The 19,456-nt window shown below is 45.9% G+C and carries 17 protein-coding genes; 10 read left to right on the top strand and 7 right to left on the bottom strand.

Annotated features, from left to right (window positions below; all coding sequences use genetic code 11):
* Window positions 1-55: 55 nt before the first annotated feature.
* Together ACFQU8_RS03860 and ACFQU8_RS03855 are read right to left on the bottom strand one after the other, a co-directional pair.
* Window positions 56-817: a glucose 1-dehydrogenase gene (locus tag ACFQU8_RS03860; protein WP_382357855.1), complete on the bottom strand. Its 762-nt coding sequence runs from the start codon at window positions 815-817 to the stop codon at window positions 56-58.
* Window positions 818-1,072: 255 nt separating this feature from the next.
* Window positions 1,073-2,224 (bottom strand): glycerate kinase, encoded by a 1,152-nt coding sequence (locus ACFQU8_RS03855; protein WP_382357854.1) that lies wholly within the window; start codon window positions 2,222-2,224, stop codon window positions 1,073-1,075.
* A gap of 271 nt (window positions 2,225-2,495) precedes the next feature.
* Here ACFQU8_RS03855 and ACFQU8_RS03850 point away from each other — a divergent pair, with 271 nt between their 5' ends.
* Complete coding sequence (locus ACFQU8_RS03850) at window positions 2,496-3,398, top strand: nucleoside hydrolase (protein WP_382357853.1); 903 nt, start codon at window positions 2,496-2,498, stop codon at window positions 3,396-3,398.
* A gap of 213 nt (window positions 3,399-3,611) precedes the next feature.
* Entirely contained in the window at window positions 3,612-4,670 is a 1,059-nt protein-coding gene (locus ACFQU8_RS03845; RefSeq protein ID WP_382357852.1) for an HD-GYP domain-containing protein, read from the top strand.
* 32 nt (window positions 4,671-4,702) lie between these two features.
* Here ACFQU8_RS03845 and ACFQU8_RS03840 read toward each other — a convergent pair whose 3' ends face one another.
* On the bottom strand, window positions 4,703-5,572 hold the full coding sequence (locus ACFQU8_RS03840) for a LysR family transcriptional regulator (RefSeq protein WP_382357851.1): 870 nt from the start codon (window positions 5,570-5,572) through the stop codon (window positions 4,703-4,705).
* Window positions 5,573-5,770: 198 nt separating this feature from the next.
* On the opposite strand from ACFQU8_RS03840, the gene mmgD reads away from it, so the two are divergent.
* The 4 genes from mmgD to ACFQU8_RS03820 all read left to right on the top strand — a co-directional run bounded on the left by mmgD (window position 5,771) and on the right by ACFQU8_RS03820 (window position 10,961).
* On the top strand, window positions 5,771-6,880 hold the full coding sequence (gene mmgD, locus ACFQU8_RS03835; RefSeq protein WP_382357850.1) for a citrate synthase: 1,110 nt from the start codon (window positions 5,771-5,773) through the stop codon (window positions 6,878-6,880).
* A 90-nt stretch (window positions 6,881-6,970) separates the two neighbouring features.
* Complete coding sequence (locus tag ACFQU8_RS03830; RefSeq protein WP_382357849.1) at window positions 6,971-8,404, top strand: bifunctional 2-methylcitrate dehydratase/aconitate hydratase; 1,434 nt, start codon at window positions 6,971-6,973, stop codon at window positions 8,402-8,404.
* Window positions 8,405-8,712: 308 nt separating this feature from the next.
* Window positions 8,713-9,621, top strand: a complete 909-nt coding sequence (prpB, locus tag ACFQU8_RS03825) for a methylisocitrate lyase (protein WP_382357848.1) — start codon at window positions 8,713-8,715, stop codon at window positions 9,619-9,621.
* A 236-nt stretch (window positions 9,622-9,857) separates the two neighbouring features.
* Window positions 9,858-10,961, top strand: a complete 1,104-nt coding sequence (locus tag ACFQU8_RS03820) for a class II histone deacetylase (RefSeq protein WP_382357847.1) — start codon at window positions 9,858-9,860, stop codon at window positions 10,959-10,961.
* Window positions 10,962-11,089: 128 nt separating this feature from the next.
* On the opposite strand, the gene folE is transcribed toward ACFQU8_RS03820, so the two are convergent.
* The gene (gene folE / locus ACFQU8_RS03815; protein WP_382357846.1) at window positions 11,090-11,662 is read right to left on the bottom strand and encodes a GTP cyclohydrolase I FolE; all 573 of its coding nucleotides are present in this window, start codon (window positions 11,660-11,662) and stop codon (window positions 11,090-11,092) included.
* Window positions 11,663-12,007: 345 nt separating this feature from the next.
* Between folE and ACFQU8_RS03810 the strand changes: the two genes are divergently transcribed.
* Both ACFQU8_RS03810 and ACFQU8_RS03805 read left to right on the top strand, forming a co-directional pair.
* Window positions 12,008-13,399: a hypothetical protein gene (locus tag ACFQU8_RS03810; protein ID WP_382357845.1), complete on the top strand. Its 1,392-nt coding sequence runs from the start codon at window positions 12,008-12,010 to the stop codon at window positions 13,397-13,399.
* 184 nt (window positions 13,400-13,583) lie between these two features.
* Window positions 13,584-14,918 carry a diguanylate cyclase domain-containing protein gene (locus ACFQU8_RS03805; protein WP_382357844.1) on the top strand — a complete coding sequence of 445 codons (1,335 nt, stop codon included), beginning with the start codon at window positions 13,584-13,586 and terminating at the stop codon, window positions 14,916-14,918.
* An 82-nt stretch (window positions 14,919-15,000) separates the two neighbouring features.
* On the opposite strand, the gene ACFQU8_RS03800 is transcribed toward ACFQU8_RS03805, so the two are convergent.
* Together ACFQU8_RS03800 and ACFQU8_RS03795 are read right to left on the bottom strand one after the other, a co-directional pair.
* On the bottom strand, window positions 15,001-15,159 hold the full coding sequence (locus tag ACFQU8_RS03800) for a hypothetical protein (RefSeq protein ID WP_382357843.1): 159 nt from the start codon (window positions 15,157-15,159) through the stop codon (window positions 15,001-15,003).
* Between the two features lie 78 nt (window positions 15,160-15,237).
* Window positions 15,238-16,353, bottom strand: a complete 1,116-nt coding sequence (locus tag ACFQU8_RS03795) for an NAD(P)/FAD-dependent oxidoreductase (RefSeq protein ID WP_382357842.1) — start codon at window positions 16,351-16,353, stop codon at window positions 15,238-15,240.
* A 101-nt stretch (window positions 16,354-16,454) separates the two neighbouring features.
* Between ACFQU8_RS03795 and ACFQU8_RS03790 the strand changes: the two genes are divergently transcribed.
* Entirely contained in the window at window positions 16,455-16,961 is a 507-nt protein-coding gene (locus tag ACFQU8_RS03790) for a hypothetical protein (RefSeq protein WP_382357841.1), read from the top strand.
* 175 nt (window positions 16,962-17,136) lie between these two features.
* Window positions 17,137-18,069, top strand: coding sequence for a manganese-dependent inorganic pyrophosphatase (locus ACFQU8_RS03785; RefSeq protein WP_382357840.1), 933 nt, complete (start codon window positions 17,137-17,139; stop codon window positions 18,067-18,069).
* A gap of 245 nt (window positions 18,070-18,314) precedes the next feature.
* Here ACFQU8_RS03785 and menC read toward each other — a convergent pair whose 3' ends face one another.
* Window positions 18,315-19,430 (bottom strand): o-succinylbenzoate synthase, encoded by a 1,116-nt coding sequence (menC, locus tag ACFQU8_RS03780; RefSeq protein WP_382357839.1) that lies wholly within the window; start codon window positions 19,428-19,430, stop codon window positions 18,315-18,317.
* Window positions 19,431-19,456: the final 26 nt, after the last annotated feature.

Genomic DNA, 19,456 nt, shown 5'->3' with positions numbered 1-19,456 from the left:
TGTCAGGGCACTCATTGGATAAGGGCACTGTTCAGTTGTGGTCAATGCGACTGGTTTATTCGGCTGTTTCGCCGCCATCTACAGGCAGGTTTACGCCGGTAATATAGGCTGCTTTATCGGAGCATAGAAATACAGCAGCATTCGCCTGATCTTCTGGTGTCCCCATATGTCCAATTGGTATGGATGCTTCAAATTCTTTAGCCTGTTCAGGTGATTCACTGGACCAGGAGTCAACACTTGCTGTACGTGTCATGCCTGGACAAATTGAGTTCACACGAACACCTTCTTTGCCGGATTCAAGTGCAACTGTTTTGGTGAGGCCGTTGACGCCCCATTTTGCAGAGGTGTAGGCTGCGAGTCCGGGAGTTCCAGCTAGTCCGCCAGTAGAAGCTGTGTTGACAATGGCACCTTTCCCCGATTTTTTCATAGCGGCAACTTCATATTTCAGGCTGTAATACATGCCATCGAGTGTAACACTCATAGCTTTTCGCCAATTTTTGGCTTCTGTCTCGGTAACGGGTGCTGTAGGGGCACCGATCCCAGCATTGTTGTGGGCCCAGTCAAGGCTTCCATAAGTATTAACGGCTGTATCGATAAGGTTTTCGACTTCGGTTTCTTCAGCGACATTGCATTTAACAAACATTGCTTCGCCGCCATCTTCTTTAATCAGACGTACCGTTTCGTTGCCGGCGTCCTCGTCAAGATCCGATACAACTACTTTTGCCCCTTCTTTGGCAAAGGCAAGCGCACTGGCTCGTCCAATTCCTGCTCCGCCGGCGGTAATAACACCAACTTTGTTTTCCATTAATTTTTCCATGCTTATAACCTCCTTACGCCATCATACGAACATATGCGTTTTGTTTGTTATGGCGATTTGTTACTTTTAATGAAATCCGTTACATCATCTTTATTCCGGATTATATTCACACAATTCATCGTCTATTGTGTTAATCCACCTTTAATATGCATCTGAATCCAAGTTGTTGTCAAACATTTTGACATTAAAATATTTGAGGCAAATAATGATGGGACAGTGGCGAATTGCAAGAGGCTGGTTTCCCATTACTGACAGTCAGTCATACGGCCATTTGAGTACGCTGGCGATATTCTTAGATGTTGCTTCCAAGGATGTCTCTCCATTTCGTAATGTCTGCTGTAAGGGTTGGCCGGGTTCGTTAACAATACTGAATATGGCGTCTATCCCGTGTTTCAGGACGTCTTCATAGTCAGTTCCTAAAGTGCCGCACAGCGCGATGACGGGCACATGATAATGTTTAGCAGCTTGCGCGACGCCGACTGGGGTTTTCCCATAGATCGTCTGCCTGTCGATTTTCCCTTCGCCTGTTATCACTAAATCTGCATGCTTAACCCGTTCATAGAAGCGCGTTTCTTCAAGCACAATCTGAATGCCGGGTTCTAGTGCGGCGTTTAAGAAAGCCAATAAACTGGCCCCTAATCCACCGGCGGCTCCAGCACCTGGTACAGCCTTCACATTGTGTCCGGTTACGCTGGCAAGCACGTTATGGTAATGGTTTAATGCTTGATCCAGTGTTGCCACCGAGATATCATCTGCACCTTTTTGCGGGCCATATACAGCACTAGCGCCTGTTGGCCCTAAGAGAGGGTTATCCACGTCACAGGCAACAGAGATATGCGTGCTCTGAAGTCTGGCATCAATATGGGTCACATCAATATCTGCAAGTTCAAGCAGTGGGCTGGCTCCGTGCTTTAATGGCTGTGCCTGCTCGTCATAGAAACGACCGCCGAGTGCTTGTATCATGCCAGCCCCGCCATCATTGGTGGCGCTGCCCCCAATACCGAGAATAATTTTGCTGACGCCATGATTGAGGGCAGCCTTGATAAGCTCGCCGGTGCCATAGGTTGTGGTAACCAGAGGATTGCGCTGGTTTTCAGGCACGAGATGCAGACCAGATGCTTCGGCCATTTCGATAATAGCTGTTGACTGGTCACCAGAAATGGCATACGTTGCTGTGACGGCATCGCCAAGTGGTCCGGTGACGAATGTCTCATAAATGCGGCCGCCGAGTGCATCAGCCAATGACTGCATCGTTCCTTCGCCTCCATCGGCCATGGGAAGCGAATCGAACTTCCAGGTATCAGGGACAATCGAGCGGAACCCTCTGATAATAGCCTCTGATGCCTGTTGTGCTGTCATGCTCTCTTTGAATGAGTCAGGTGCTATTAAAATTTGTTTGTTTAACATAGTTATCAACTCCATTTTACAAAGCCACTGGAGGTCAGTGAAGAACGATTACTCCTGTGTAGGAGACGGGAAAACGATCTGAGGATCCACCTCACCTTTAGTTGTTATTATAGAATAAATAACTAGTTGACGCCAGGTGGTAAGCCCCTTTTAGCGATTAAGCCATGTCTGGTGTCTAATAGTGTAAGCGCGTTTTTATCAGTGTCTGTCTGTCCAAACATGTTATAATATCTAAGTGTTTGGCTAATGAGAGATATAGGAGGACAAGACAATGAGACCCATTATTATTGATACAGATCCCGGAATTGATGATGTTGTAGCCATCACAACGGCACTATTTTCCGAGAAGCTCGATGTTAGATTGCTAAGCACGGTTGGAGGCAATGTTGGCATTGAGAATACGACAAAGAATACGATTGACCTGGTAACGTTTTTAGGAGAAGACACCCCTATTGCCAAAGGGGCCAGCGAGCCGCTTCTCGGTGAGACCAGAACAGCGTCAACAGTGCACGGCGCGAGTGGAATAGGCACATATCAATTCAATGTCGAAGGAAACAAGTCTCTATTAACAAAAGTAAATGCGATTGAAGAATTGCACAATCGTATTATCAACGCTCACGAACCTGTCACGCTTGTCGCAATAGGGCCGCTGACGAACATAGCTTTATTATTCAAGGCATTTCCGGAGGTTAAGGCCAATATTGAGCAAGTCGTGTTAATGGGAGGAGCTGTCGAAGGCGGTAATGCGACACCGGTTGCAGAGTTTAATATTTATGCTGATCCGCATGCCGCTAAAATTGTATTTGATTCAGATGTTGAGGTCGTGATGTGCGGACTTGATGGCACCAGCAAGACCAGCGTGTCTGCAGCTGATTTGGAAAAGGTGAGACATCAGGGCGCTGTCGGCGAAATGATGTATGAGATGCTCGTACATCTTAAAAAAGGTGGCGGTTATACGGATGAAGCCATTGCGATACATGACATGTGCACGATTATGTATTTAACACATCCGGAATTATTTACGACGAAACGCGCTAAAGTCAATGTCGCGACTGAGGGGCCAGCAGCTGGCTGCACGGTAACGCATTTCCAGGAAGATGGTAACGTCTCTGTCTGCGTCGATACGGATACAGAAACATTCAGAGAGGAATTCTTAAAGGTGTTTGCGGATTAAAACTGTGGGCAAAACAGCTTCCGCTTGCTCGTCACGGGCGGAAGTTGTTTTGAGCGCAGACGCATTTCAGGCTGCATTAGCCTTTTAATGAGAAAGTTCGTTTACTGGTTACGTGAAAATGTGTTGAGAGTTTTATAAAAGTTTTGACATCACTTAATAGAATTAATATAGTTATGATAGTTCTATTAAATTGAAGAAGGGGGGGATATTTAAATGACCCTTATTAATATCAAAAGCGTCCGGACAGGTGATGTTTTAGAAAATGACCTTTACCGGGAAGACGCTCTGGTTGTCAAGAAAGGGAACAGTCTGTCCCGTAATGTTATTTCAAAATTAAAGGAATGGGGCGTCACCTCGGTTGATGTGAGACAATATGATAGTCAAACGCCTCCTGCAGATACCAAAAAGCACATAACCCCTCCTCATGTTCTCTCATTAAAACAACAATTTTTCCAGGATTTAATGTCCATTGGCCATGAATATCGGTATGGTCTTGCCCTTCCTGATACTAAAGATTATCAATGGCTAGAAGGTTTATTCGTCAAGTTCATGTCAAACAGCCGTGTCCGTCAGCTTATGGAGCATTTGCGGCGTGTTGATGAAGACACCTACCAGCACTCTTTTGATGTTTTCATTCTGGGAGCCATGTTTGCCAGAAGAAGGGGGCTCAGCGATATCGAGAATTTCGCTCTTGGCTGCCTGTTGCATGATATTGGAAAACTCGAAATCCCAAGCACCATTCTCAATAAAGAAGCCAAACTGACAGCCTCCGAATATGAAGAAGTCAAGCGTCATCCATTACATGGCTATCAAATACTGAAACGCCATCATTTCGACGAGGATATTGCTGTGCTGGCGAGATCTCATCATGAGCGTATGGATGGCAGTGGTTATCCGGATGGGTTAACAGCTGAAGCATTTACGGAAGCGCTGAAGCTTATTCATATTGCTGATGTTTATTCCGCTTTGACGTTAAACCGTCCCTATCGAGAGGCATTTGGTGCCGCATCTGCTGTAACGATGATTCTTCGAGAATGTCCGGCAATTGAGGACAAATACTTCTACCAATTCTTCAGTATGCTGACTATTTTCCCCGTCAAATCAATTGTTAAATTAACAAACGGTGTCCAGGCCCGGGTGATTGGTGTCAGCGATGAAGCCCCTACTTTTCCCAAATTACAGAATCTCGATAGCACTAGTAAGGTTGCTATACCCTTGAATCGGGCCATTGATATTGAGCACATCATTCAATTAGCTCCTGTTAGTGACTGACCCACGCATGTCATATCCATTTTTAAGTTACCTTACAGCGCTTTGACATCAATTGTACGGAGGAAATTGACGAATGCGCGAACGATATTCAGCTGGAGTGAATCATCATGGTAGTACATCCAGGTTTTTCGTGTAATGGCCTCACCTGACGGATAATGCAGCGGTGTCGTTATAATATCTGTATGTTCACGGACGACAAGGTTTGCAAGTATTGCGTAGCCAAGCCCGTTAATAATCATTTCTTTACACGTTTCCACCTGATTCACCTGAATGTTGATATTAGGATGCTGCTTATAATTTTTGTACCACCAGTTATCGATGATCGCCCACATTTTTTCGTCCGTATTATAGTCAATGCGGGGCAGTTGAGGAAGGGTGCTCCAGGTGAATTCCCAAGGGGAGGCAATGCAGATATCTTCCTCATAGAGCAGTTCTTTATGGTCCTTCCAGCTGTAATCACCTTTAATAAATCCAATATGAACATCATGGTTTAAAAGCCTGCGGTACATTTCACTGCTCCAGCCGGTAATTACCTGGAATTCAACATTTGGATACTTCTGTTTAAACAGGCGCAGTAATTTGGGCATTTTATTGAGGGCAAAAAAATTCGATACCCCAACTCTTAACGTACCGGCGACTTGCTGTTTCATATTGCTCAGTTTTTCCTCAATGTGTACCTGTTCAGAGAGCATTTTTCGCGCATGGCGGGCAAGCACTTCCCCTTCTGGTGTAAACGTTATGCCGCGTTGCTTTCGAATGATTAAAGTGACGCCGTAATAATCTTCGAGGCTTCGGATGCGTGATGTTAAGGTCGGCTGTGACAGAAACAGGCGCCGGGCAGCCTGTGTAATATTTTCGGTCGCGAAAAGCGCATCCAGTATTTCCCAATCCTGAAGTTTCATAGGACACATGATCCCCCTCATAAATCACTCAAAAAGCTGATATTGAAAAATTCTATGTCTGATGATTCAAATTATATATTTTTCTGATTGCTATTGCAACTTTATAATAGGCTTATAGACAGGTTAACAGGGCAATGTCCCGTTATTTTTTAAAAACGTGAAAGGGATTTCAATACGGAGGGGAGAAGGAGGAATAGGATGAAAACGGATGATACGTTTGTTCCAGGTCTGGAAGGTGTTGTTGCATCGGAAACAGGGATTTCTCTTTTGGATACCGAACAGGAAAAAATCATTATCAGGGGTTATGATTTAATTGATCTGTCAAAACGGAAGACGTATGCAGATCTGATTTATCTATTGCTGGAGGGAATCCTGCCAGCAGATGCTGAGCGGCAGGCGGTTGAGGAGCAATTGAAGAGTCATTATGAACTTCCCGCCGCGGTCATGGATATTTTGAAATTATTGCCGGAAGGTACTCATCCAATGGACGGACAGCGTACAGCCCTGTCGGCGCTGGCAGGCTATGACGAAGCGCTTGATGACCGTTCACTGGAAGCGAATAAACAAAGAGCCTATCGCATTTTAGGGCAGCTGCCCGCAATTACGGTCAACAGTTACCGCATTCTTAATAACCAGGATCCGGTTGAACCAGATACGGCACTTCCGTACAGTGCCAACTTTTTATACATGATCACGGGTAAGAAGCCGACCGAACTCGAAGCTCAAATTTTTGATCGCTCCCTTTTACTGTACAGTGAGCACGAGATGCCGAACTCGACCTTCACCTCACGTGTTATAGCATCCACTCACTCAGATATGTACGGTGCCTTGTCAGGGGCTGTTGCGTCGCTTAAAGGGGATTTGCATGGCGGTGCTAATGAAGCGGTTATGCACATGCTGGAGCAGGCCCAGTCGGCTAATGACTTCGTTGATATGTTAAAAAACAAACTGGCAAATAAAGAAAAAGTTATGGGCTTCGGGCACCGGGTTTACATGAAGAAAATGGATCCAAGAGCAAAGATGATGAAAGAATCACTAAAGCAGCTCTGTGATTTGCATGGTGATTCAAGCTTGCTCGAGATGTGTGAAGCAGGGGAAAAACTTATGGCTGAGGAAAAAGGCTTGTATCCAAACCTTGATTACTATGCAGCACCGGTTTACTGGATGCTCGGGGTTCCGATTCCGCTTTACACGCCGATTTTTTTCAGTTCCAGGACAGCTGGACTGTGCGCTCATATCATTGAACAGCATGACAACAATCGTCTATTCCGGCCAAGAGTCAAATATACTGGCGACCGGAATTTATAAAAAAACAGAGAATACGATTATAAAGCCAGGTTAGACGCATACGGCATCAGGTGCGATCACTGCCTGGTTCGGAAAGGACGGAAGCTGCGAATGGTTAAAGTAGAGGACAAGAAGACGACGGATGCTATCCTGGAAGATATTACGGATTATGTGCTGAATCAGGATATTACAAGTGAGGAGGCTTTTTCGACCGCTCATTATACGTTTCTTGATGCATTGGGATGCGGCATCTTAGGGTTAAGCTACCCGGAATGCACGAAACTTCTGGGCCCGATTGTTCCTGGCACTGTTGTTCCTAATGGGACTCGGGTGCCGGGGACACCGCACGTGCTGGACCCGGTTCAGGGTGCTTTTAATATTGGCACCATGATTCGCTGGCTTGATTATAACGATACATGGCTGGCTGCTGAGTGGGGGCATCCATCCGACAATCTGGGCGGTATTTTAGCTGCTGCGGATTACGTGAGTCAAGAGCGTCTCGCAAAAGGCCAGAACCCTATTGAAGTTAAGGAAGTACTGGAAATGATGATCAAGGCACATGAGATTCAGGGCATCCTTGCACTGGAAAACAGCCTGAACCGTGTCGGGCTTGATCACGTTCTGTATGTTAAAGTTGCCACAACAGCTGTTGTCACTAAACTGCTGGGCGGCGGACGCACCGAAATTATGAATGCCTTGTCCAATGCGTGGATCGATAATGCCAGTCTTAGGACATACCGGCATGCGCCGAATGCCGGATCTCGGAAATCCTGGGCTGCTGGAGATGCTACAAGCCGGGGTGTTCGCTTGGCGTTAATGGCTCTCAGTGGTGAAATGGGCTACGAGACCCCATTAAGTGCTCCGGGATGGGGTTTTCAGGATGTTTTGTTCAACCAGCAGGAACTGACACTCAGCGAGCCACTGGGCAGCTATGTGATGGAGAATGTCCTGTTTAAAGTATCTTATCCAGCTGAATTTCATGCACAGACTGCCGCAGAAGCTGCGGTCCAGCTTCATTCACAAGTGAAAGATCATCTGGATGAGATTGACAAGATCACGATCACGACACATGAATCAGCCATCCGCATTATTGATAAGCAGGGCCCGCTCTATAATCCGGCAGATCGTGATCATTGTATCCAGTACATCACGGCTGTAGCTTTGATGAAAGGCGGCGTTACAGCCGAAGATTATGAGGAAGAGGCGGCTGCTGATCCAATTATTGATGAACTGCGCGGGAAAATGGTGCTTGAGGAAAACGAAGCTTATACGAAAGATTATCTGGATCCAGCTAAACGCTCAATCGCCAATGCAGTGCAGATCCATTTCACAGACGGAACCTCCACCGAAAATGTGGTGTATGAGTACCCATTGGGTCATCGGTTCCGCCGGGAAGAAGCAATGCCGCAGCTGCGTGAAAAATACATGCATAATCTGGGGACACAGTACGCGCCTAAACAGTTGGAAGCGATCGAAGAAGCAAGTTATAATTATGAGCGATTAGCGACTATGCCGGTCAATGAATTTGTGTCACTATTTGTATAATGAAAGCACAACAGGGGCTGGGACAAAACTTAAGTGATCAACCCTGAAAGTGAACAAAGCTCAAATTTAGCGAAGGAAATATACGTCGACTCCTGCGGGAGCAAAGGATAGGTGAGACCCCACAGTGCGAAGCACGAGGAGGCTCACCAGCCGCCCGCGGAGAAGATGTTTATTTCCGGAGCGGGATTATGGCTCTAACTATTTATGCCAGTTGTTCGGCTTTTAATTGATAAAAATACTTTTGACCCAACTCCAACTCCAAATACATTTAGTGATGGAACGGTTTTGGAGAAAGGAGACTTTTGAAAATGGTATGGATAGTTGATCAGTCTGCAACACAGGAAACATTAGCCAATCAGTTTAAGGAACTGATCAAACAGGATACAATCTTGCAAATGCCCGGTGCCCATGATGCAATGGCCGCACTGGTCGCGAAAAAGACGGGCTTTTCAGCCTTGTACTTATCAGGCGGGGCCTATACAGCAAGTATCGGCATGCCTGATTTAGGGATAACGACTTCAACCGAAATGGCGGACCGGGCCAAAGAGCTTGTCCGGGCGGCAAATCTGCCAGTTCTGGTTGATATTGATACCGGATTTGGCGGTGTCTTGAATGTTGCCCGGACAGCGGTGGAAATGATAGAAGCCAAGGTAGCGGCCGTACAGATTGAAGACCAGCAGCTCCCGAAAAAGTGTGGGCATTTGAACGGGAAACAGCTTGTTGCGAAAGAAGAACTGGCACAAAAGATTAAAGCGATCAAAAAAGTGGCGCCGTCACTCGTTGTGGTTGCCCGGACAGATGCCAAAGCAATTGAAGGCATTGATGCAGCCGTTGAGCGTGCACAATTCTATGTCGATGCAGGCGCTGATGCTATTTTTCCTGAAGCGATGCAGACAGAAGAGGAATTTCGCCTATTTGCGGAGAAATTGGATGCACCGCTCCTTGCCAACATGACGGAATTTGGCAAAACACCTTATTTCACAGCTCAGGCATTTCAGGACATGGGCTTCAGTATGGTGATTTATCCGGTCACGTCCTTAAGAGTCGCTGCGAAAGCCTATGAGCGGATCTTTCAGATGATTATGGACGAGGGCACTCAGAAGAATGGGCTGGACGATATGCAGACACGAGAAGAATTGTACGAGATTAATTCTCTGTCTGAATTCGAAGAGCTGGACGGTAATATTGCCAAAACTGTGCTGGATGATGACGAGTAACTGAGATTGATATACAGCTAAGCGGATGCTGCGGGATAAAACCACAGCATCTTTTTTTAGTTTTAATGCTGAATGCAGTATATAGGTTTGAATCACTATCCCCCTGAATTTTATAAATGGCGTTCTTTTTACCATAGCAATTAAATATTATAGAAGTAACTATTTATGAGGAATCAACCTTACCTGGTAACTATTAATGATAATGCTATGTAATCTGAAAAACAGGAGGGATAGTCATGGCAAATAAGACAGGCTTTATATCGCACGAGAGTTACTTTTGGCATCAAACCGGAAATGGCGCTTTAAATTTGCGTTCAGGCGGATCGGTGCAGCCGGATACCCACGCTGAAAATCCGGAGACGAAGCGGCGCGTGAAAAATTTGCTGGAGCGGACCGATTTTATGAATAAACTAGAGCCCATCACACCGCGATCGGCAAGGCGGACAGAAGTCGAGATGAATCATCAATCAGCTTATATAGATTATGTCGAACAATTAAGTGACGCGGGTGACGGTGATGCAGGTTTTCATGCGACTGTCGGCCCGGACTCTTTTGAGATTGCGCTAAGATCAGCAGGCGGTGCCATAACCGCGATTGATTCAGTGATGCAAGACAGGGTGCAGACAGCATATGCCCTTGTCCGGCCGCCGGGTCATCATGCCGAACCCGATAAAGGAGCAGGTTTTTGTCTTTTTAACAATGTTGCCATTGCAGCGAATTATGCCCGTAAAACATACGGCGTTAAGCGAATCGCTATCGTGGACTGGGATGTCCATCACGGGAATGGGACTGAAACAGCTTTTTATCATGATCCAGATGTTTTATTTATGTCTGTTCATCAGGAACATATCTTTCCTAAAGACCGCGGCATGATGACAGACGTGGGTGCCGGGGATAGCGAAGGAAAGAATGTCAATATAGAACTTCCGGCTGGCACAGGAAATGAGGGCTATATGTATACGTTCGATAACGTTATTGAGCCGATTATCGACCAGTTTCAGCCTGAGCTGATTCTTATATCGGCCGGTCAGGATGCCAGCCGTTTTGATCCGCTGGGGCGGATGCTGGTGACCGCAGAAGGCTATTATAACATGACAGTCCGGATGAAATCGTTAGCTGCTAAACATTGTAGTGGGCGCTTGGTCGCCTGTCATGAGGGCGGGTACAGCACGGCCTACGTTCCCTTTTGTACATTGCGGATTATAGAAGCACTCAGGGGTGAAACAAGCGGTATTGCTGATCCGTTTGACCAGGGATTTCATGAAGGTCCGATTTATCCGCACCAGAAAGAGGCGGTGCACCAGGCTGTGGACATTCAATCGGCGTATTGGCAATTATGATAATGTGTTGTGAAGGATACACCATTTATTTCCCGGGATGTGTTTAAGTCCTGGGAAATAAAATGGACTCAGATCAGCTTTAACCTGTTCAACCAATACGGCTGCTTTCAGCTTAGCAGCTTTATTATTTAGCTGTTATTCCCGTTAATCAAACTAAGCACTTCTGCCCGTGATGAGGCATCTTCCTGGAAAATACCCCGGACAGCTGAGGTGACGGTTTTGGAACCAGGTTTCTTAATCCCGCGCATGGTCATGCACATATGCTCAGCTTCAACGACAACTATAACACCATGCGGATCGAGTGTTTCTCTCATGGAATCCGCAATGGTTGATGTTACGCGTTCCTGCAGCTGCGGCCGGCTGGTGACGGTCTCAACGGCTCTTGCCAGTTTGCTTAACCCGGTTACCCGGCCGCCCTTCGGTATGTAGCCGACGTGCGCCACACCGTAAAACGGCAGGAGATGGTGCTCACACATGGAGTAAAAGGGAATGTCTTTGATTAAGACAAGTTCCTCATGGTCTTCGCCAAAAATGGTAGCGAAATATTCTTTAGGGTCCTGTTCCAACCCCTGAAAGACTTCTTCATACATGCGGGCCATGCGGCTTGGTGTATCAACCAGGCCTTCCCGCTCAGGGTCTTCGCCAATTGCTTCTAAAATCATATGTGCTGCCTTCTCAATTTTTTCGTGATCAACTGCCATGTTATGACCTCCTCTTATCTGTTATAGGATTGTGCACTGCTAACCATAACATACGTCAACATACGGCTGAATTCGATTTTTTGCTAGGGATCAAGGCATTTGCTCCCCGCGCTGATGTTAAACGCTTCCACTGAGTATGATATACTAACAGTTATGCGATTGTACCTGGAAAAAGGGAGACAGGATAAGTTCATCTACCTGAGAATGAGCCCGGTAATAGAACAAACCACCTCACAGCGTATGAGTTGTTATCGTTCAGAGTCTGGTCATACCGGATAAGCTTTCACAGACTCATATAATAATCTGCTATGTTATAATAGGTTAAAAAGGCAGGGGGAATAACGTATGATGACCGATCAGTTTCAGATTTACACAAACAGCCAGAAGGCGCTTAAGCTGCGAGCCGACAGAATAACACTTTATCAAGGTGCCCAGATTATCGAAGCCTGCAGCAGCAATCAAAGTGTTTATTATCTCTTCTTTTATAAACATCACTACCTGACAGCTGTTAAGGCAAAGAAACTGCGGCGTTATTCGTTTATCGCGTCTGCTTTTAAATACGGTATGGTTTCGAGCGCCCCACATCCGTTTATCGATACCCTTCTGTCGGAAAATGCACCATGCCGCATCACAGGCTTCGACCCTTTGCTCCAGAAGCTTGATAAGCATTATACGCCCCAGGAGAAAGCCTTTATCCTAACATTTTTTGAATCATTCATTTCTAAAAAACGCTTATTTAATGAAATCCTCTCAGTATTTTATGGTTATCGCCGCAAAGGGCAAATGTTTCTGGGCTACCGGATCATTCGGATTTTAATGGATTTCGCGCCAGACCACAGTCTTGTCCGGGAGCTGTCAAACGACAGACAGTTTCGGAAATATGCCGATTTATATAGTGCAAAAGCTGACAAATTGTTGTCTGACGACCTGATTTTTGCGGAGAAAGTCTTTTATGCTGAAAGGAACCATTATTTTTCAAGACTCATAAATCTGCTGGACACCCAATCCAGATGGATGGATATGACAGACCTGTATCGTGAAGCCTTAATCGGGACGGCATCAGATGAACACTATCAGGCGCTTAAAGCAATGCTTGATACGTATTTGACCACTGAGCAGCGCACATATATACTGGAAGACTTGTATCGTTTCCTCCCTCATTACCCTCCGCTGAAACAAGACCTGCTGACGGCTTTTATTGAAGCGGCTGACATCGTGAATATTTTGCATCTGTACAATGATCCTGATTTAACCCTTAATAAGCAGCAGGCTCAAGCAATCAGCGACTTACTTGAAAAGCTGGATGTCAATACAGCGTCACTTACCCCGACCTCATTGCGGACCTTGTTTGAATTAACACTTCAACTAAACCCGAAAGCAGCTCAACAGCTTATTCATGACGATGTTTCAATGCTGCTGAACACACATGGCCCATGTGATGTGAAAGAGCTTTTGGAGCCGTTTTATGATCGCCCTGCCGTTCATCCCATCTATCAAAAAATTGACTATCTGCTGATTCATCAGGATGACTTGGATCACATGCAGGTACTGGGTGAATTATACTATGAATTCGGCCAGTCCGAGCAGGCTATCGACTGTTTCAGCTGGGAGACTGAACTCAAGCCAGACGACCCGAAACCACCGAAATGGCTGGCTAAAGTTTATCGGGCTTTAGATATGACGCAGGAATCGGAAGCCTACGAGCAGTTAAGTGTTAATCTGCAAAAAAGAGTGTAACGTATCAGTCAGTATAAAAGTTTAGTTCTTTCATCACAATATGTTTATATTTTCTGAAATGAAAATCGGGAAATAGGCAAAAAAGACTAGAAAAATTTTAAAAAAACGCTATAATGTAAGTGGCGCTTCGATTTCGAAGATCTTTCAATATTAAAATTAAATAAATGAAGTGGGGGGGTTCTGATTGCAATCGTCTGATGCATCATTATTTCAAAGAGTATTGGCCAAAGGGATTGGCGAAATTGTATTCGTTATCACTGTTGATGAACAGGGGAGATTTTACTATGATTTTTTAAATCAAGCCGCTAAGGAGTGGACGGGCCTGACAGCAGATGTGATTGGGCAGACAATTCATGATGTTTATCCTGTCACTATAGCCGATCATTTAGTGCAGCAATACCGGAAAGTTCTTGAAACAGAAGATATTGTTACATACGAGGATCATTATGAGTCGACAGCAGGGACCAAATATTCGGAAACGACACTCACACCTCTGTTTACTGACGGGCGATGCAGTCATATCGCAGCTCTTGTCCGGGATGTCAGTGATCAAAAAGCAAATGAGCGTAAGCTGCGTCGTTCATTGGATAAATTGACGGAAAATAAACAAAAATTCCGGGAAAGCGAAAATCGGCTGCGTATTATTACTGATAATACCAATGACTTAATCACGATGATTGATCATGACGGCTACATTACTTATGTATCACCGTCCTATGAAAAAATATTGGAGCACGATGCTGAGGAGTATATTGGGAAACACTTTCTTCACAACATTCACCCAGATGATACGAAACCACTCGTGGAGTCGTTCAGACATTCAGTCGAAACACATATCGTGTGGCAGGATCAGTTCAGACAAAGGAACCGGTCAGGGGAGTATATCTGGTCAGAACTGCGCGGAACGCCGGTGTATGATGCGAACAATGCTTTCACGCATATGGTAGTTGTCACCCGAAATATTACGATTTGGAAGGACTATGAACTGAAACTGCAGTATATGGCTTATCATGATCCATTAACAGGTCTTCCGAACCGTCGTTACTTTATGGAGCAGCTTTCATGGCAGCTGGAAGATATGGCTGGACGCACTGACTGTTTAGCCATTATGATGATGGATCTGGATCAATTTAAAACAATCAATGACCAGTTGGGACATCACATCGGGGATCAAACGATTCAGGAATTCGCTGAACGTGTCAATAAAAATGTTCGGGGCAATGATTTGCTGGCTCGTCACGGCGGTGATGAATTTATGCTGTTGCTGCCTGGTATTGAGGGGACATGTGATGTGCTTAAAGTGGTGGATCGCATTCAGCAAGCCGTCAACCAAGCGTGGTGTATTGGGCAGCACGAATTTACCACAACTTCCAGTCTGGGAATTGTTATATCATCATCCAGTACCCCCGAGTCATCCAGGACCTTGCTGGAAGAGGCTGATAATCAGCTTTATAAAGCTAAACAGTCCGGAAAAAATGGTTATCAGATTTACGATTTCAAATGCGATGATCAAAGTTGAATAGGCCGGAGCGCATGTTAGTTCCGGTCTCGCTTGGGACCATCAGTATGATTTTATAAGGGGCTGTGCTGAAAGCCGGCGGCTATATGACATGATCTGAGTGCCATATGATCTCGTTTGGCGCTGAAGATGTATTACGGTCAATATCGTGCTCATCAATGAAATATTGCAGTCCAAACCAGCCGGCAATCATCACGATCAGTGTAATGACAATAAGCAGAAAAACAATTTTTTTCCCCACAGAGCATGCCTCCTTATTATCTCTAATATAAGATTAGCAAATCATTCCTTTTCTGTAAATTTATTTCACATATCTTTCTTAATGGTCTATAGCGCCGGCGGGATCATAATTTGCCAAATTAATTGCCAATTCATCCCCAAGTGCCAGATGGGCCAGCTGACGGCCGATAAATGGGCCGGTGGTGAGTCCCGAAGACCCAAGGCCATTGCCGATAAGCAGTCCGTCGATACCAGGTATGGGGCCTATAACTGGCAAAAATCCCGGAGTATGCGGTCTGAACCCGACACGTGCCTCTAGCACTGTACTCGTCTCGAGGCCTGGTGCAACATTCAGCGCCTTCGTTAAAATTTCTTGCATTCCGCCGGCTGTGACACGGCTATCGAATCCAGCATCATCTTCATGCGTCGCTCCAATGATGATCCGGTCGTCCCAGGTCAGCATGAATTGATCATTTGGAGGCATGACAACAGGCCAGTCAGATGTATCTGTGCTGGGGGATTGCAGATGCAGAATTTGCGCTTTTTGCGATGTGCCGTTAAACTTAATATTCAAGGGTGCGAGCAGCTCATGCATCCAAGCGCCGCACGCAGCGATGACTTGATCAGCCTCGATTGATTCGCCGTTAACGGTTACACCGGTGATCCTTGAGCCGTTTTGGATAAGCTGTGCGTCCCCGTGAATGATAGTTGCATGATGTTTCTGAGCTCCTCTTATAAGGGCGTCCCGCATAGCGCGGCCATGGACACGGGCAGCACCGCTGACATGGACGGAGGCGTAATCTTCACTGAGATGTGGGAATTGTTTGTTCGTCTCCTGGGCATCAAGCAGTGTGACATCGCCGATTTCCGGAGCATCTTCCCGGCGCTTCAGAGCTCGCTCTTTTTTGGCGATGAGCTTTTGTTCATCGGTATGAATGCTGATAGCACCGGTTTGGGCATAGCCTGTTCTGGTCTCACCATCAGCTGCGAGTTCCTGAATTAATCTGTGATAAATGCGTGCGCCGCCTTTTGCCAGTTCATACCATGCTTTATTCCGGCGCTGGGAGAGCCATGGACAAATAATGCCAGCTGCTGCATCAGTTGCCTGGCCGTCATCATGCCGGTCAATTATGACTACCTCTGCGCCTGTTTTTGCCAGTTCGTAAGCTGTGGAAGCACCTAATATACCGGCGCCAATTATAACGATTTTATTCATGGAATCATCCTTTCTGAATGTCGCCAACGGCTATGAAACGAACGTAAGATACTTAATTAATGATACATAACAAATTTGTATAGGAAAAGGGGGTCACGCACGTGTATCGAAATAATATTGCCAGACTGCTGTTTGCCATCGGCACTGCCCATATGATTGCAGGTCTGATAATCGGCCTGATCAGTACGGCGATGAATGTGTTCTATACAGGGTCAGGCTGGTCTAACTTTTTTGTCTGGACGGCCGGCGGTTTTATTGCAGGGATGCTGTTCATTGGTTTTGCGGAAAATATTCGTCTGCTTCAGCAGATTAATCACAAACTTGGCCCGGATACCAATCGGCAGGAAGTGTCTCAGTATATTGCTGATTCAAACATTACGAAGAATTTAGACGAAGCTATTAAAGCAAGCATCTATGACCATTATCCGGATGAGACAATTGTTGCCATTGTTCCTTCTCCAAAAGACGATTACTTTTTAGTCCATTTTCAGGACGGGCAGGAAGATTATGTGCGCGTTGTTTATACGGGCGGATCGGAAGTTGAAGAAACGAATGATTCGTCCATCAGACAATCGGTTATTCAATGGTATAACAGCAGAAACAGCTGATGCGTACGCCGCGTTCCACGACTTGACTAACGATTTAATTCACCTGGAGGTTTATAACGCCATTTTTAAACATCACAGTGACATGGAACGACACAAATTAGTATTCATTCACCATATTTTTATGATAATCTTATAACTGGAAATACGATAAACGGAATTAAAGGAGTAATCGATAATGCGTAAGACGTTAATTTTCGGGCATAAAAGTCCGGATACCGATACGATTTGCTCAGCACTTGTCTATGCTGATCTAAAAAGTGTACTGGGTGTTGAGGCACAGCCTGCCCGCCTGGGTGACGTTAATCAAGAAACACAATATGCGCTGGATTACTTTGGCGCCGAGGCTCCGGAGCGGATTGAAGAAGTCGGCGGCGATGTCAGCGATGTTATTTTAGTGGATCATAATGAAAGTCAGCAAAGCGCTGATAACCTACAGGACTTCCGGATTTCAGAGGTGATTGATCATCACCGCGTAGCCAATTTTGAAACGAAAGAACCGCTTTATATGCGTGTGGAACCTGTCGGCTGTACGGCAACGATTTTAAATGACATGTATAAAGAAAAAGGTGTCGTTGTATCGCCGAAAAATGCGGGGCTCTTGCTGTCAGCAATTATGTCGGATTCGCTGCTCCTCAAGTCCCCGACCTGCACCGAAGCTGACCGGGAGGCGGCGTATGAGCTGGCAGGTATTGCTGGCGTTGATGTGGAGACATATGGCCTGGATATGCTGAAGGCTGGAGCAGACTTAAGTGATAAATCAGCCTATGACTTGACCACGATGGATGCAAAAGAGTTTACAATGGGCGATGCCAAAGTTCAGATTGCGCAGGTAAATGCTGTGGATACGAACCAGATTTATGAATCACAGGCTGCCATTGAAAAGGAAATTGACCAGCTGATCAAGGACAATGGTCTTGACTTATTCCTGTTCGTTGCCACTGATATTCTGGAGAATGACTCAGATGTTCTCGTATTGGGCACAGCTACAGACCGTGCCGAACAAGCCTTTGACGTTTCTTTGGATGACAATAATCGAGCATTCTTAAAAGGGGTCGTTTCCCGCAAGAAGCAGGTTGTTATTCCTTTAACTGAAGCATTCACAAAATAGGAACCATTCAAAGCAGGGCTGGGACAATAGTTAAATGATTCGCTCTAAAAACGAACAAGATCCAGATTTAGTGTGAGGAAAAGACGGAGACGCCCGCGGAAAGCAATGCCTGCTTTCGGAGCGGGCTTTCTCTAACTATTTATGCGAGCTGTTCAGGTTTTATGTGATGAAAATAAGCTTGTTCCAGCCCCGTTTTATGCAGGTGCATGTGCACAGCTCTGCGTCCGGTCTGTGAACCGTGCCTTTTATAAATCAAATACCATTTCATCGATCATATAGGCTTCCAGTGCTTCTTGATCGATCTCATAGCCAATACCTGGTTTATCTGGGGCCGTAATCGTGCCGTTATGAACGATCACCTCAGGCTGAATAATATCACGTTCCCAGTAAAGTGATGAGCCAGCTGTATCGCCGGGCAGGTTAAATTGCGGCAGGGTTGTTAAAGCAATATTGTGCGCCCGGCCGACACCGGCTTCCAGCATTCCCCCGCACCATACATCAATACCACGCTCGCGGCACAGGTCGTGAATAGCCAAGGCCTCAGTTAACCCGCCGACACGGCCAATTTTCACATTGATGACCCTGCAGCTGCCCAGATCAATCGCCTTACGCGCATCAGCAGCTGAGTGAATGCTCTCATCCAGACATATAGGTGTTTGGATCAATGCCTGCAGTTGCGCATGATCAGTGATATCGTCATGTGCCAGCGGTTGTTCGATCATCATCAAATTAAATTCATCCAGTTGTTTAAGCCGGTTAAGGTCCTGAAGCGTGTAAGCTGAATTGGCATCGGCCATGATAGGGATATCGGGAAATTGCTTCCGGACTTCCCGAAGGGTTTTAACGTCTGAACCCGGTTTGATTTTAAGTTTAATACGCTTATAGCCCTGCTGGATATGATCCCCCACCTTCTGCAGCAGATCGTCTATGGTTGGCTGGATTCCGATACTGATGCCTGCGTCAATTTCCGATTTATGGCCGCCAAGCACCTCAGCAAGTGTCTGGTTTTTCCGCTTGGCGTCAAGATCCCAAATCGCTCCTTCAAGAGCCGCTTTCGCCATATTATTCCGCTTAATGGGGCTGAAAATCTCACGAACATCGTGTGGATGACTAATTGTGTTTTCGTGTAATAGCGGGATTAAAAAGTCCTTCATAACATGGGCATTCGTTTCCACGGTTTCCTCGGTATACCAGGGTGCTGGAAAGGCGACTGATTCGCCAAAACCGCTTCTCTCCTCTGTGTCAATCGCTTCAGTTATGAAAAAATCCTTATCCCGCATCTCCCCGAAACTGGTCGTGAAGGGGTGATTGAGTTTCATACGTAAACGTTTTAGTTTGATCTGTGTGATTGGAATGGGCATGGATTCATCCTCCTGACTTATTCAGC

This window comes from Lentibacillus kimchii (assembly GCF_042666895.1).
Taxonomy (GTDB): domain Bacteria; phylum Bacillota; class Bacilli; order Bacillales; family Amphibacillaceae; genus Lentibacillus; species Lentibacillus kimchii.
Note: the sequence above shows the minus strand (reverse complement) of the source record. Positions and strands in the feature narration are given on the sequence as shown.